The sequence below is a fragment of the Pseudonocardia sp. DxW genome (assembly GCF_058448985.1).
In genome coordinates, this window is record NZ_JBZFLK010000032.1 from 15,366 (window position 1) to 29,385 (window position 14,020).

Below are 14,020 nucleotides of genomic sequence, written 5' to 3' on the forward strand. Positions count from 1 at the left end.
GGAGCTGCTGGGGGCAGAATCGGGGACGGGTGATCGGCGGTGGAGTGCGCGGCTTCTGGGGAGCGGTCGCGCACGGCCCCGCCGCTACGGCCCACCGGGGACGGGTGCCCGTCCGCGACCGGGGACGGCGACGGCTCACGCTCGTCGCCGTCCCGGGTGGACCGGTGGTCCGGGGTGGACCGGACGTCCCGGATGGACCGGTCCGTACCGCACGCGCCGGGCGAGCCGCCGATCACCGTCCGGCGGCCGGGTCCCGCGCCGGACGGCCCGGCGGGCCGCCGGCCGGTCAGGTCCCGGCGCCGGTCCCGGGCAGCGGGGTGCCCCCAGCGCCGCCGTCGAGGGCGGAGACCATCGCGAACCAGGCCCGCGCCGGCACCGCCCCGCCGGTGAGGTTGCCGGACCCGCAGGTGCGCAGCGGGCCGGTGCACACCGGGCGCGGTGTCCCGGTCGGCAGCGTCATCACCGAGCCGGCCCGGTCGCCGGTGGCCCCGATGAACGCGGCCGAGGCGTAGTTCTGGGTGGTCCCGGTCTTGGCGATCACCGGCCGGTTCCAGCCCACCGCGGCGGCCGCGCCCGCGGCGGTGCCGGAGGTCGCGTCCCCGGACAGCGCGGTGACCAGGTCGCGGGCCACCGACTCGTCGATCACCCGGTCACAGCGCGGCCCCGGGAGCGCGACGTCGCCGCCGTCCCGGTCGGTCACCGACTCGACGAACAGCGGCGTGCAGTGCACCCCGCCGGAGGCGATGGTGGCGCCGACGGTCGCCAGCTCCAGCGGGCTGGTGCCCTCCGGGCCGAGGGTGAACGACGCCCGGCGCTGGGCGATCACCGCCTCGCCGACGGTGCCGCCGTCGCGGGTGGGCGCCTCCAGGGTCTGCCGGAGCCCGAGCCGCCACGCCATGTCGACCACCGGCTGCAGCGACCCGATCCGGTCGGTGAGCTCGACGAACGGGGTGTTCGGCGAGCTGGCGAGCGCCTGCCGCAGGGTCATCGGGCCACTGCCGGAGTTGCCGTAGTTCGCGACTGTGTAGGGCGCCGTGCCGTTGCGGAAGTTGCGCGAGGTGTAGCTCGCCGGGTTGTCCAGCATGCTGTCCGGGGTGACGATCCCGCTCTCCAGCGCCGCCGCCGCGGTGAACACCTTGTAGACCGAGCCGGCGCCGTGCAGCGGCAGCGTGGCCAGCGGGTAGGCGGTCTCGCCTGCGTCGGCGTCGAAGCCGTACTCGCTGCTGGAGACGAGCGCGTCGACCCGGCCGGTGCCCGGCTCCACCAGCGCGGCGACGTTCGCGACCGACGACGAGCCCTCGGCGGCGCCGGCCCGGCGGACCGCGGTCAGCGCCTCCTCGGTGGCCCGCGGATCGAGGGTGGTGCGGATCGTGTACCCGCCGTTGCGCAGCACGCCCGCCTCCAGGCCGGCGGCGTCGAGCGCCTCGACGACGGCCTGGCAGAAGTGGCCGGTGCCCTCGCGGGCGCCGGCACAGCCCTGGGCGGGGACGCCGGCGTCCGGCCGGACCTCGACCGGGGTGGCGCGGGCCTGCTCGGCCTGGGCCGGGGTGATCGAGCCGACGTCGACCATCGCGGAGATCACCGTGTCCCGGCGGTTCTGCGCGGCCTCCGGATTGTTCAGCGGGTCGAACCGCTCGGGGGCCTGGATCATCCCGGCCAGCAGCGCTGCCTGCGGGACGGTGAGCCGGTCGGCGGTCGTCCCGAACCAGGTGCGGGCCGCGTTCTGCACGCCGTAGGCACCGCGGCCGAAGTAGATCAGGTCGAGATAGCCGGCGAGGATCTCCTCCTTGTCCAGCACCGCCTCGACCTGGTGCGCCAGCCGCACCTCCGCGAGCTTGCGGGCCGGGGTGTTCGCGGTGGCCGCGCGCTCCTCCTCCGGTGTCGAGGCGAGCACGTTGAGCCGGTAGTTCTTGACGTACTGCATGGTCAGCGTGGAGGCACCCTGCCCGTCCAGTGCGGAGCCGCCTGCCGCGTTGCTGATCAGCGCCCGCCCCATCCCGTACCAGTCGACGCCGTCGTGCTCGTAGAACCGGCGGTCCTCGATGGCGACGATCGCGGCGGTCATCGTGTCCGCGATGCCGTCCGGCCCGACCGGCTCCCGGTGCTGGTCGTAGAGGTGCGCGAACGGCTCGCCCGCGGCGTCGAGCAGCACCGACGTGGCGCCAATCCGCCCGTCGCCGAGCCGGGCGCTGGTGGCCTCGTCGGCGACGCCGGTGATCTCCTCGGTCACCACCGCCGTCGCGACGGCGACCGGCGCCAGCATCCCGGCGAGCAGCACCCCGGCCAACGCACTCGCCCCGATCCCCTGCAACAGCCTGCGACGGACGAAGCGCACGCGGTCACCGGTGGGTGGGGAGTCGGGCATGCCCCCAGGTTCCCCGGGAGATCGTGACAGGGTGGTGAGGTCACCCTGACGGTTACCTGACGATCCGCGGGTCAGCGCCGGGACCGGGGGCGCCGGCGGGCGGCGCAGCCGATGCAGGTGCGGGCCGCGGGCAGCGCCTCCAGCCGTTCCGGGGCGATCGGGCCGCCGCATTCCGCGCAGACGCCGTAGCTTCCGTCGGCGAGCCGCCGGGCGGCGGCGTCGAGCTCGGCCCGGTCCCGCTCCGCGGCGGCGAGCAGGCCCTGCAGCTGCGCCCGCTGCACGGCGATCGTGACGCCCTCCGGATCGTGCTCGTCGTCGTGGCTGGTGAGCGCCTGTTCCTCGGCGAGCGAGGCCAGCTCGTGGCGCAGCGAGGCGAGCCGGCCGTCCACCCGGGCCCGTTCGGCGTCGAACGCTGCGGGGTCCATGCCGACCAGGATCCTCCGGCGTGCCAGATTCGTCCGCATGAATCTCCCGCGCCCGGTGTCCGGGGTCGGCGTCGTGCTGGAGCGCGACGACGGCCGGATCGCGATCGGCCACCGGGTCACCGCCGGCGAGGAGCCGAGCTGGTCGTTCCCCGGCGGTCACCTGGAGGGCGGCGAGACGCCGGTGGCCGCCGCGCTGCGCGAACTGGCCGAGGAGACCGGCGTCGTCGCGGCGCGGGGATCGCTGTTCGCGGTGTGCGTGCGGACCGTCGGCAGCGGGGTGACGTTCGCGGTGCACGTCGCCGCCCCGGCCGGCGCGCTGCTCACGGTCACCGAGCCGCACGCCGTCGACGCCTGGCGCTGGGCCGATCCGGACGACCTGCCCGGGCCGCTGTTCGTGCACACCGCGGCCGTGCGGCACGCCTGGCGCGCACCCGGCAGCGGGCTCGCGGGCTGGGACCTGCACCTGCTGGCCCGTCCCGCCGCTGCTCGACCGAATTGATTTCATCAACTATCTTGCGAATTCGGCCGCTCGTGTACGAGCATCGTGTAACGCGCCGTTCCGGCCGCTGTCTCCTTAAGAAATGGTAAAGATCCGCAGTTCCCTGATCTCCGATCTCCTAGCTTCCCGGAATCGCACGCCGGTGCAACGAGAAGCGGGAACGGGGCTCTGGACAACGCATGCCGACACTGTCGTTCCGCGGCGCGGGCGCGCGATACCCGAACGGGACCGTCGCCCTGGTGGACGTGACGTTCGAGGTGGGCGACGGCGAGGTCGTCGCGCTGCTCGGTCCGCCGCGCAGCGGCAAGTCGTCCGTCCTGCGGCTCGGCTCGGGTGAGCTCGCCCCCGTGACCGGCTCGGTGCTGATCGACGGCACCGCCTGCTCCCGGTTCCGGGCCAGGAACCGGCCCGCCGCCCTCGTCGACACCCGGCGCGACACCACCCGGCGGCGCACCGTCGCCGAGCACATCGACCGCCCGATGCAGGTCGCCGGCGTCGGCACCTGGACCCGGACCTGCCACATCGCCGAGCTGGCCGAGCGGCTGCACGTCGGCGACCTGCTCCCCTACCCGCTGGACGGCCTGTCCGCCGGACAGCGCAGGCGGGTGGCCATGGCCACTGCGCTGGCCCGGCGCCCGCGGATGCTGCTGCTCGACGAGCCGCTCGCCGGCGTGGACGAAGAGACCGCGGCGGTGCTGCGCGAGGTCCTCCGCCAGTTCCGCGCCGAGCGCCGGACCATCCTGTACGCGACCGCCGATCCGGCCGAGGCGGCCGGTATCGCCGACCGGGTCGCGCTGCTGCACGGCGGCCGGCTGCGCGACGCCGGCACCCCGCGGGATCTCGCCGACCGGCCCGGCACCGTGCTCGGCGCGGTCGCGCTGGGCGATCCGCCGATGAACCTCGTCGAGGCGGGTGTGCACGCCGAGCAGGACCGGCACGTCGTGCTGACGATCGGGCGGCAGAACCACTCGATGCCCTGGAACGACCTGCGGTCCCGGTCGATCGCGCGCTTCCACGGGGAGCGCATCGTGCTCGGCGTCCGGCCGGACGCGGTGCTGCCCGGCGGGTCCGGGTTCGTGCTCACCGGGGTGGTGCAGGGTGTCGAGCAGCGGGCGGGCGGTGTCTACGCCGTGCTGGACACCGGCGCGGGCGGGATCGATCCGCACGGCTGCGATCCGGACGGCGGTGACGTGCTCACCCCGCTCGACCGGCCCCCGCGCCGCGCGGTGTTCCGGGTCCGGCTCGGGCCGCACGACCGGCCACCGGTGAATGCGCGGATGGCGATCGGTTTCGACGCCCGGTCACTGCACGCCTTCGACCGGGACGGGCGGCGGATCCACCTCCCGGTCACAGTGCGCACGCCGGTGCCCGCCGACCACGACTGAGCCGTGTCCCATTTGTCACGGATCCGACGGCGCGCCGCCGTGAGGATCGGCCCGCCGCCGTGTCCCACCGGCCGGGGGACCGCTGCGCGCACCCCACCTCCGGTCCTCCGGGACCGCCTGCCACACCGAGTTCCGGAAGGACCACCATGGATCTCCTCCGCACCGGGTGCACGACGTGAACATGGGCTGGGCGGACGAGCCGGACGACACCGCCGACCGTGGCCACGACGCCTACTGGCACGACGAGCGGGACGTCCCGCAGCTCGCCGGCTGCCTGGTCGCCCTGGCCGCCGCGGCCGGCCGCGTCGTCCGGCGCGCCGGCGCCGGCGGCCGCCGGGTGCTCGCCCTGCTGCGCGGGCGGCCCCCGGGGCCCTGCGCAGCGGCGACCGGCACCTGCCTGCTCGACGGTCCGGGGAACGTGATCGTGCACCCCCCGCACGGGCCGATGGTCGCCCGACGGCGCCGGCGCAGTCGGGACGCCGGGCGCGACCGCTGCCACGGCGGGACCCGCAGCCGCTGCCGGACGGCACCCCGGCGGACCGGGCCGTCATCCGGCTGAGCGACCCGGTGGCCCGCGCCGCCCATGCCGGCACAGACTGACGCCCAGCCCGACCACCGGAGCCGGAGGACCCAGCCATGACCGAGACGAACCGGGACGGCAGCTCGCTGCGCGGTGTCGACCGCGCGGTGCAGGTGCTGCGGCTGATCGCCGAACGCGGCGTCGTCCGGCTCTCCGAGGTCAGCGCCGAGCTGGACCTGGCACTCGGCTCCACGCACCGGCTGCTGAGCAGCCTGGAACACACCGGGATGCTCGCCCGGGTCACCGGCTCCAAGCTCTACCGGCCCGGTCCCGCCCTCGCCGAGCTGGCCACCACCTTCGCCGCCCCCCGGGTGCCCGACGACGTCCTCCCGCACCTGCGCGAGCTGGCCCGCTCCTGCGGCGAGACCGCGCACCTGGTCCAGCTAATCGGGCGCAGCGTCGAGTTCGTCGCGAACGGGGAGAGCGACCGTTCCACCCGCGTCACCACCCGGCTCGGCATGACGATGCCCGCGCACGCCACCTCCGGCGGGAAGGCGCTGCTGGCCCGCTACACCGACGACACGGTCGGCCACCTCTACGCCGGGCGGCCGCTGCGCCGGATGACCGACCGGACGATCACCGAGGTCCCCGCGCTGCTGGCCGACCTGCACCGGGTCCGCGAGCGGGGCTACGCCACCATCGACGGCGAGTCCGAACCGGACGTGCGCGGGATCGGGCTCGCAGTCACCGACCAGACAGCCCTGGTGGTCGGCGGCCCCCGGCACCGGATCCCGGCCGCCGACCTGCCCTACCTCGCCTCGCTGCTGCAGGACACCGCGGGCGCCGTCCTCGCTGCGCTCCCCGAGGAGCGCAGCTGGTGCCTCGGCAGGCCCTGACCGGCCCGGAACGGACCGGTCAGCCGGTGCACCCCCGGGTGGCCGGTCGCTGATTTCCGCGCCGGGGAAAGCGCCTGCTCACGTCCCGGCGGGACCGTCACCGGTGCTCGTACGGTCGCCGACGGCGTCACCGGACCGGCCCCACGACCGCGGTGACACCCGGTTCCGGGGTTCCCCCGCCCCGGAACCCCGCCCGGCCGGCGGGTGCCCTCCGGCCGGGCGGCCCGGCGGCGGTCACCTGCGTGCCCGGCCACCGGTCCATCCGCATCCGACCGGACGAGAGGCCCCCGTGTCAGCGTTCGACACCGTGTCAGCCGGTCCCGGCTCGGCGTCCGGCACCGGGGGCCACCGCCCAAAGGGCCCGGCCCGGCCGGCGAGCCCCCGCCGCGGGACGCTGGTGGTCGCCGCCGCCGCCGTGACGACCGCGCTGGTGGCGGTCTCGACCGGGGTGCCCGGGACCACCGTCGTCGACACCCCGTCCGCGGCACCGCCCACCCTGGGCCGGTCGGTCGCCGAGCGGGCCCGTACGGCCGTCGTCGCGCAGGTTCCCGGGGCCGAGGTCGGCGTCGCCGTGCACGACCGGCGGACCGGGGAGACGGTCGGCGTCGCGGACCGCCCCGGCTTCGCGACGGCGTCGGTGGTGAAGCTGCTGATCGCGCTGGACGTGCTGCGCGCCAACGGCCGGCAGCCGCCCGATCCGGCCACCGCGACCGTCGTCGCGCGGATGCTGCGGGGCAGCGACGACGGCGCGGCCACCCGCGGCGTCGTCGGGGCGGGCGACCGGTTCGTCGTCGTGCTGCTGACCCACCAGCCGGGCAGCACCCGCCGGGCCGACGGCCGGGACGCCGTCACCGCAGGGATCCGGTCCCTGCTCCCCGCACTCACCGCGCCGGGTTCGGCGCACTGACCCCGTTCCGGAGGAGATCCCGATGTCCAAGAAGAAGAAGCCGCAGGCCCGCCCGGCCAAGGCGGCCCCGAACCCGATGGCCGAGCGCAGGGGCATCTCGATCAACACGGTGCTGACCGTGGTGGTCGTGCTGTTCGCCGCGTTCTCGATCGGCGGCGCGCTGCTCTCGCCCGCGCCGCCGTCCGAGGTGTCCGAGGACCAGCTGGTCGTCGGCGCCAGCATGATCACCGAGCCCGGCCGGCCGGTGACGATGGTCGAGTTCCTCGACTACCAGTGCCCGGCCTGCTCGGCGTTCTACGACAACCTGACGGTCGGCATCGAGCAGGACTACGCCGACCGGATCACGTTCGCCACCCGCAACTTCCCGCTGGAGATGCACGCGCTGGCCCCGCTCGCCGCGCAGGCCGCCGAGGCCGCGGAGAACCAGGGCCGCTACGCCGACATGTACCACCTGCTCTACGACGAGTACTCGGCGTGGGCCGGGAACGGCGCCGCGTCCGACGAGGACTCCGCCCGCGAGCGGTTCACCGGCTACGCCGAGCGCCTCGGGCTCGACATGCCGCGGTTCCTGACCGATCTCGACTCCGACGAGGTCGCCGACCGGGTCGACGCCGACATGGACCTCGGCGAGGAGCTCGGCGTGTTCAGCACCCCCACGTTCTTCATCGACGGCCGCCGCTTCGAGCCGGCCGGCAGCACCTTCGCGGAGGTCGACCAGGAGATCCGCGCCGAGCTGGACCGGGCGCTGGCGGAGGCGGCGTGACGGCCACGCTCGCCGGGACCGGGCGCTCGTCGTCCGGGGCCGGCGCCCGCCGCCGGCGGGCCGGTGCCGTCTACCTGGTCGGCGGCACGATCGGGCTGGCCGCGGCCGCGGTACTCGTGCTGGAGCGGCTGGCGATGCTCAGCGATCCCGGCTACGTCCCGTCCTGCTCGATCAACCCGGTGATCTCCTGCGGCTCGGTGATGGAGAGCGCCCAGGCGTCGGTGTTCGGGTTCCCGAACCCGCTGATCGGGCTGGTCGCGTTCGCGGTGGCGGTGACCGGCGGCGTCGCGATGCTCGCCGGGTTCGAACCGCCGGCCTGGTTCACCGTCGGCATGCAGGTCGGCAGCACCCTCGGCCTGGTGTTCGTGCACTGGCTGATCTGGCAGAGCCTGGCCGAGATCCACGCGCTGTGCCCGTACTGCATGGTGGTCTGGCTCGTCACGATCACCGTGTTCTGGTACTCGACGCTGGAGACCCTGGCGCTGGTCCGCCCGGCCCGCCCGCTGGTCGTGGCGCTGCGCCGGTTCCACTCCAGCGTCCCGGCGGTCTGGTACCTGCTGATCCTGGCGGTCGCCGCGTGGACCTTCCGGGACTTCTTCTTCGGCCTGGCGTGAGCGCGGCATGAGGCGCGCCACAGGAGCTTGCGCGTTGTTGGATTGTAGGACAATTTCACGTGTCAACAGAGCTCGTCGTCCCTCCCGGGAAGAGTTGCCTCGATGCTGGTCCTGATCGGCCTCGCACTGGTCGTGATCGGGTTCGTGCTGCGGATGAACCCGCTGCTCGTGGTCACCGTGTCCGGTCTGGTCACCGGTGCCGTCGGTGGTCTCACCCCGCTGCAGATGCTCGACATCGTCGGTACCGCGTTCGCCGACAGCCGGCCGGTGATGATCCTGCTACTCGCGCTGCCGATGGTCGGGCTGGTCGAGCGGATGGGGCTGCAGGCGCACGTCCGCCGGACGGTGGGCAGGCTCGCCTCGCTCACCCCCGGCCGGATTCTGCTCGGCTACCTGGCACTGCGCCAGGTGACCGCGGCGGCCGGGCTGCTGACCGTGCTCGGCGTCGCGCAGACCGTGCGCCCGGTCCTGTACCCGATGGTCGAGGCTGCCGCCGAGCGCCGGACCGGCCCGCTGACCGAGGAGGTCCGGGACCGGCTGAAGGGCTCCTCGGCGGCGAGCGGCCGCCCCGGCGCCGGACGCCGTGCCGTGATCGGCCCGGAGCCGGTCAACTGGGCGATCGCCGCGATGCTGCTCGTGGTCGCCGGGCTGACCGCCCGCGACCGCGGCAATCCCCGGCGGCACACCAGCGCGGTGTTCTGGGGGCTGGCCGGTGCCGGGTTCGTCTACGCGTCGTGGGTCACCGCAGGCGCCGCGCCGGCCTGGCCGCTCGGACTGGTCGTGCTGACCGTCGTCGTGCTGGGCTCGTCGGCGCGGACCCTGCGCCCCGGCACGGTGACCAGCACCGGCGACGCCGCCCGCGAGGAGTCCGCGACGCGGCTCAGCCACCGGCTGTTCCTGCCCGCACTGTGCGTCCCGGTGATCACCCTGGTGGTGACGTTGGCCGGCCCGGCGGTCACCGTGGGCGGCCGTCCGATCGGCGCCCCCTTCCAGGAGGGACGCAGGCTGCTCGACCTGATGGGCTCGATGGCGCTGCTCCCGCTGGTGCTCGCGGTGGTCGGGGTGCTGTTCACCAGGGCAGGCCTCGGCGACGCGGTCGGGCAGGTCCTGCAGACCGTCCTGCCCGACGGGCGGTTGGTCGCGGTGGCGGCCTACTGCCTGACGATGGCGCTGCTGACGCTGTTGGTCGGCAACGCGTTCGCGGCCTTCCCGATCGTCACCGCCGCACTGGGCTGGCCGTTGCTCGTCGAGATCCACCAGGCGGACCCGGCGGTGGTGTTCAGCATCGGGATGCTGGCCGGTTTCTGCGGGACGCTCGTGTCGCCGATGGCGGCCAACTTCACCCTGGTCCCGGCCGCGCTGCTGGAGATGCGCGACCGCTACGGAGTGATCCGCACACACGCCCCGACGGCCGCGATCATGCTCGTGGCCAACGTGGTGATCATGTACATCTTCGCGTTCCCGAGGTGACCGCACCGTGATCCCGAGCCGTTCCGACTTCACCGCCGTCGTCCTGCAGAACCTGACGACGACGGCGCCGTACCACCTCGTCCACCTGGCCGACGCCGGCGAGGTCCGGTCCGGGATCACCCCGGAGCGGGTGCACCCGGCGTTCCACACCTCGTTCGACTGGCACTCCTGCGTGCACATGCACTGGCTCGGCGTCGAGCTGCTGCTGGCCGGGGCGGACGACCCGCAGCTGCCGGCCACCCTCGGCCGAACGCTGACCGCGGACCGGCTGCGCGGCGAGGCGGCCCATCTCGAGGCGCACCCGGTGTTCGAGCGGCCCTACGGCTGGGCCTGGACGGCCCGGCTCACCGCCGCCTGCGCCCGGCTGCCCCGGCCGGATTGGCGGGACGCGCTGCAGCCGCTGACCGACACCGTGTACCGGCTGACCACGGGCTGGCTCCCCCGGCTGCACCATCCGGTCCGGCACGGGCTGCACTCGAACACGGCGTTCGGCCTGACCCTGCTGCACGGCGCCGCGCTCGATCTCGGCCGCACCGACGACGCGGACCGGATCGCCGATGCGGCCCGCCGGCTGTTCTCCGGCGACCGCGGCTGGCCCGCCCGGTGGGAGCTGTCCGGGCAGGACTTCCTCTCCGCCGGGCTCTGCGAGGCGGACCTGATGGCCCGCGTCCTGTCCGCCGACGAGTTCGCGACCTGGTTCGACGGCTTCCTCCCGGACCCGGCGCCGCTGCTGGCGCCGGTCGAGGTGAGCGACCCGGGCGATCCGTACCTGGTGCACCTGGACGGGCTCAACCTGTCCCGGGCGGGCGCCGCGCACCGGCTGGCCGCGGTGCTCGGCGACACGCAGCTCGCGGCGGCCGCCGAGGAGCTGCTCGGGCACGGCCTGCGGTCGCTGGCGAACCGCGACTTCGTGGCCACCCACTGGCTCGCGACGTTCGCCTGGGACGCGCTGCGCAGCCGGCCGGATCAGCCGTTCCGGCGCAGCATCGCCACGAACGGCGCCACGTAGAGCCTGCGGACCCGCTCCCAGCCCTCGTCGGAGTCCAGGTCGAGCGTGCCGGGGGTCAGGACCAGCGAGATCACCGTCCGCACGAGCAGCTCGGCGAACGGCTCCGCGTGCTCCGGCGGGATGGCGAGCCCGGCGACGTCGATCTCCCGGCGGACGTGCTCGAGGATCCATCCGGTCGCCATCGCGAGCACCGGCCCACCCGAGGTCGTCAGGTGCGGCAGGATCACCTCGGGCTCGGTGCGGAGCAGCCGGTTCAGGACGGCGTGTCCGCGCAGGTAGCCGACGCAGAACCGGACGCCGACGACGATCGTGCCGTCCACCGTCGTCTCACCGCGGACGACCTTGTCGGCCTCCTCGGTGAACAGCCGCAGCTCCTCCAGCACCAGCGCGCGGATCAGCTCGTCCTTGCGCGGGAAGTAGCGGTAGACCGTGACCCGGGCGATGTCGCACTGCCGGGCGACCTCGTCCATGGTGAACCGGCGGAGTCCGAACTCCTCGGCGACCCGCCTCGCCGCGACCAGGATCCGGGCAGCGGTGGCGTCGGTCTCCGACGTCCCGTCACGCATGGAGCCGGAGCGGTCGGGGCCCGTCGGACCGCCCGTCAGCATCAGTGATGCTTCCCTCCGCGTCGTCCGGCCCCGGGGGGCGACCAGCGGGTCGCGACCAGGACCGGCTTCCGGCCGTGTCGTACCCGGGGAGCATAACCGAGCGGGGGGCGGGCACCGGCCGGTCGCGGTCCGACCCCGCGGGGTGTCGCCGGAGGCGACTCACCGGGCTCCCTCAGGACTCTCCACGCCACGACCCGCTCGCCGTCGGCACTGTTACAGGACGGGTACCAATGTATCGGCTGTACTGGCGTCCGTCACGTCCGGCAACGGTCCCGCCGGCACCACCCGGGTGGGGCATCCAGCCGGGGGGAACGGCCCGCGCGGCACACCCGATGTGATCGGCACGCCGGTTCGTTCGCGCCTCCGCCCCACCGCGGAGGGACGAATATGTGATGATGTCGCGCTCGGTGACCATCGAACCGCGCGGAACGGCCAGACGGCGCAACCCGGCGCCCGTTAGCGTCGCCAGACAGTCGTCGACGAGAGGCAGGCAGAGCGACGATGCACGAGGCGACGATCGACCTCCCCGGACGGGCCGCGCTGATCACCCAGCGGCTGTGCCGGCCGGACTTCCTCGCCCACGTCCGGTTCGCCTACCAGCCGATCGTGTGCCTGACCGGCCGCACGACGGTCGGCGTCGAGAGCCTGGCCCGCTGGACCGATCCGCAGCTCGGCGAGGTCGCCCCGGCCGACTTCGTGCCGATCGCCGACGACACCGGCAGGCTCCCCGGCCTCACCACCCGCGCGCTGATGGACGGCATGGAGGTCGTCCGCGGCGGCGGGTTCCTGTCGGTCAACGTCGACGTCGCCGGGTTCTGCGACCCGACCTTCCCGGGCCGGGTGCTCGACGCCTGCACCATGCGGGCGTTCCCGCCGGACCGGCTGCTCCTCGAGGTGACCGAGACCGGCGTGATCCGCGAGCCCGACTGGTTCCGGGCGGCGATGACGACGCTGCAGCGGGCCGGGGTCCGGATCGCCGCCGACGACCTCGGTGCCGGCCTCAGCACGCTGGCCCGGGTGATCGAGTACCCGTTCGACGTGGTCAAGCTGGACCGCGCGCTGATCCGGCTCATCCACACCGGGCGCGGCCGCCGCGCGCTGTGCCGGGCGCTGGAGCTGGTGCACGAGCTCGGCGCGGTGGCCGTCGCCGAGGGCATCGAGGACGTCGCGACCGCGGAACGCTGCGCCGGCGCCGGGGTGGACCTCGGCCAGGGGTGGCTGTTCGGCAGGCCGGCGCCGGCCGGCCGGGCACCGGTGGCCTGACCGCCACCCGGTCGGGCGATCCCCCGCGCCAGGTGGCCAGAGATCGGCCCCGATCCGGCCAGACGCGACCGTCCCACCGTTCTAACGTCAGGGTGGTGAACAGGGTCCGGACGAGGAGGGGATGACCACGTGCAGGACAAGATCGCGCTCGAGGAGCACCTCTCCACACGGGAGAACGGTCAGTACTGGGACGACGCCGGGGAGGCCGCGCGGAACGGGCCGGCATACATGGCCGAGGTGGCTCGTCGGCTGCTCGACGTGGACGACCGGATCGCGACGATGGACCGCACGGGCGTCGCGGTGTCCGTGCTGTCGCTGACCTCCCCCGGGGTGCAGGGCATTCCCGACCCGCAGGTGGCCGGCACGGTCGCCCGGCACACGAACGACACGATCCACGACACGTTCGTCCGCCCGCACCCCTCGCGGTTCGCGTTCTTCGCGACCGTCGCCGTCCAGGACCCGGACGCGGGCGCGCTCGAGCTGCAGCGGGCCGTCACCGAGCTGGGCGCCAAGGGCGCGCTCGTCAACGGTTACACCGACCTGCCCGACGGCGGGGTCCGCTACCTGGACCACCCGTCCTACGAACCGTTCTGGGAGATGGCCGCAGAGCTCGGCGTACCGGTGTACCTGCACCCGCGGGAACCCCATCCGAGCGCCCGCGGCATCTACGACGGCTACGGGTCGCTGGTCGGTTCGGCCTGGGGATTCGGCCACGAGACCGCTACCCACGCGGTGCGGCTGATGCTGTCCGGGCTGTTCGACCGGCATCCCGACCTGCAGATCGTGGTCGGGCACCTCGGCGAGGCGCTGCCGTTCCTGCTGCCCCGGCTCGAGCACCGGTTGCACAAGCAGCGCGAGGGCACCGGGCTCGGGGCCGCGAAGCGGACCGTCATGGAGTACTTCACGTCGAACTTCGTGCTCACCACGAGCGGTCACTTCGACACCAAGGCGCTCGCCTACACGATCAGCACCATCGGCTCGGACCGGGTGCTGTTCTCGGCGGACTACCCGTACGAGTCCATGGACGAGGCGGCAACCTGATTCGACGCGACCCCGCTGAACCGGAACGACGCGGATCGGATCGGCCGCCTCAACGCGGCGGAGCTGTTGCGGATCCCGACCGCCTAGAGCCGCGGACCGGACTCCGTTTCTTCCCCGGGACGGAACCCGGTCCGCGTCCGTTCCGGGTACCGGCGTTGCCCCCCGGCGCCGGTACCCGGAACCCCTGCCCGCCGCACTCCATCAGGACCGGCCGAGGACGGGCCGCCGGTCGTGGGGCGGACGGTGGGCCCGGGG

Annotated in this window: 14 protein-coding genes; 11 read left to right on the forward strand and 3 right to left on the reverse strand. The window is 74.3% G+C overall.

Annotated elements, in window-relative coordinates:
- Nucleotides 1-286 precede the first annotated feature (286 nt).
- Together ACVJO7_RS30915 and ACVJO7_RS30920 are read right to left on the reverse strand one after the other, a co-directional pair.
- Nucleotides 287-2,365 carry a transglycosylase domain-containing protein gene (locus tag ACVJO7_RS30915; RefSeq protein WP_491675890.1) on the reverse strand — a complete coding sequence of 693 codons (2,079 nt, stop codon included), beginning with the start codon at nt 2,363-2,365 and terminating at the stop codon, nt 287-289.
- 71 nt (nt 2,366-2,436) lie between these two features.
- Nucleotides 2,437-2,790: a TraR/DksA family transcriptional regulator gene (locus ACVJO7_RS30920; protein WP_491675891.1), complete on the reverse strand. Its 354-nt coding sequence runs from the start codon at nt 2,788-2,790 to the stop codon at nt 2,437-2,439.
- A gap of 37 nt (nt 2,791-2,827) precedes the next feature.
- Between ACVJO7_RS30920 and ACVJO7_RS30925 the strand changes: the two genes are divergently transcribed.
- The 9 genes from ACVJO7_RS30925 to ACVJO7_RS30965 all read left to right on the forward strand — a co-directional run bounded on the left by ACVJO7_RS30925 (nt 2,828) and on the right by ACVJO7_RS30965 (nt 10,853).
- On the forward strand, nt 2,828-3,289 hold the full coding sequence (locus ACVJO7_RS30925; protein WP_491675892.1) for a nucleotide triphosphate diphosphatase NUDT15: 462 nt from the start codon (nt 2,828-2,830) through the stop codon (nt 3,287-3,289).
- Nucleotides 3,290-3,468: 179 nt separating this feature from the next.
- Nucleotides 3,469-4,674, forward strand: a complete 1,206-nt coding sequence (locus ACVJO7_RS30930) for an ATP-binding cassette domain-containing protein (protein WP_491675893.1) — start codon at nt 3,469-3,471, stop codon at nt 4,672-4,674.
- 166 nt (nt 4,675-4,840) lie between these two features.
- Complete coding sequence (locus ACVJO7_RS30935; RefSeq protein WP_491675894.1) at nt 4,841-5,233, forward strand: hypothetical protein; 393 nt, start codon at nt 4,841-4,843, stop codon at nt 5,231-5,233.
- A 77-nt stretch (nt 5,234-5,310) separates the two neighbouring features.
- Nucleotides 5,311-6,090, forward strand: coding sequence for an IclR family transcriptional regulator (locus ACVJO7_RS30940; RefSeq protein ID WP_491675895.1), 780 nt, complete (start codon nt 5,311-5,313; stop codon nt 6,088-6,090).
- A 307-nt stretch (nt 6,091-6,397) separates the two neighbouring features.
- On the forward strand, nt 6,398-6,997 hold the full coding sequence (locus ACVJO7_RS30945) for a serine hydrolase (RefSeq protein WP_491675896.1): 600 nt from the start codon (nt 6,398-6,400) through the stop codon (nt 6,995-6,997).
- A gap of 22 nt (nt 6,998-7,019) precedes the next feature.
- Nucleotides 7,020-7,760, forward strand: a complete 741-nt coding sequence (locus ACVJO7_RS30950) for a DsbA family protein (protein ID WP_491675897.1) — start codon at nt 7,020-7,022, stop codon at nt 7,758-7,760.
- On the forward strand, nt 7,757-8,374 hold the full coding sequence (locus ACVJO7_RS30955) for a vitamin K epoxide reductase family protein (RefSeq protein WP_491675898.1): 618 nt from the start codon (nt 7,757-7,759) through the stop codon (nt 8,372-8,374). Before ACVJO7_RS30950 ends, ACVJO7_RS30955 begins: the two co-directional genes overlap by 4 nt.
- Nucleotides 8,375-8,476: 102 nt before the next feature.
- Entirely contained in the window at nt 8,477-9,844 is a 1,368-nt protein-coding gene (locus tag ACVJO7_RS30960; RefSeq protein WP_491675899.1) for a 5-oxoproline transporter, DUF979 family subunit, read from the forward strand.
- A gap of 7 nt (nt 9,845-9,851) precedes the next feature.
- Complete coding sequence (locus ACVJO7_RS30965) at nt 9,852-10,853, forward strand: DUF2891 family protein (RefSeq protein WP_491675900.1); 1,002 nt, start codon at nt 9,852-9,854, stop codon at nt 10,851-10,853.
- Here ACVJO7_RS30965 and ACVJO7_RS30970 read toward each other — a convergent pair.
- Nucleotides 10,811-11,419, reverse strand: coding sequence for a TetR/AcrR family transcriptional regulator (locus tag ACVJO7_RS30970; protein WP_491675901.1), 609 nt, complete (start codon nt 11,417-11,419; stop codon nt 10,811-10,813). The genes ACVJO7_RS30965 and ACVJO7_RS30970 overlap by 43 nt on opposite strands.
- 543 nt (nt 11,420-11,962) lie before the next feature.
- Between ACVJO7_RS30970 and ACVJO7_RS30975 the strand changes: the two genes are divergently transcribed.
- Nucleotides 11,963-12,724, forward strand: coding sequence for an EAL domain-containing protein (locus tag ACVJO7_RS30975; protein ID WP_491675902.1), 762 nt, complete (start codon nt 11,963-11,965; stop codon nt 12,722-12,724).
- Between the two features lie 129 nt (nt 12,725-12,853).
- On the forward strand, nt 12,854-13,765 hold the full coding sequence (locus tag ACVJO7_RS30980; RefSeq protein ID WP_491675903.1) for an amidohydrolase family protein: 912 nt from the start codon (nt 12,854-12,856) through the stop codon (nt 13,763-13,765).
- Nucleotides 13,766-14,020 lie beyond the last annotated feature (255 nt).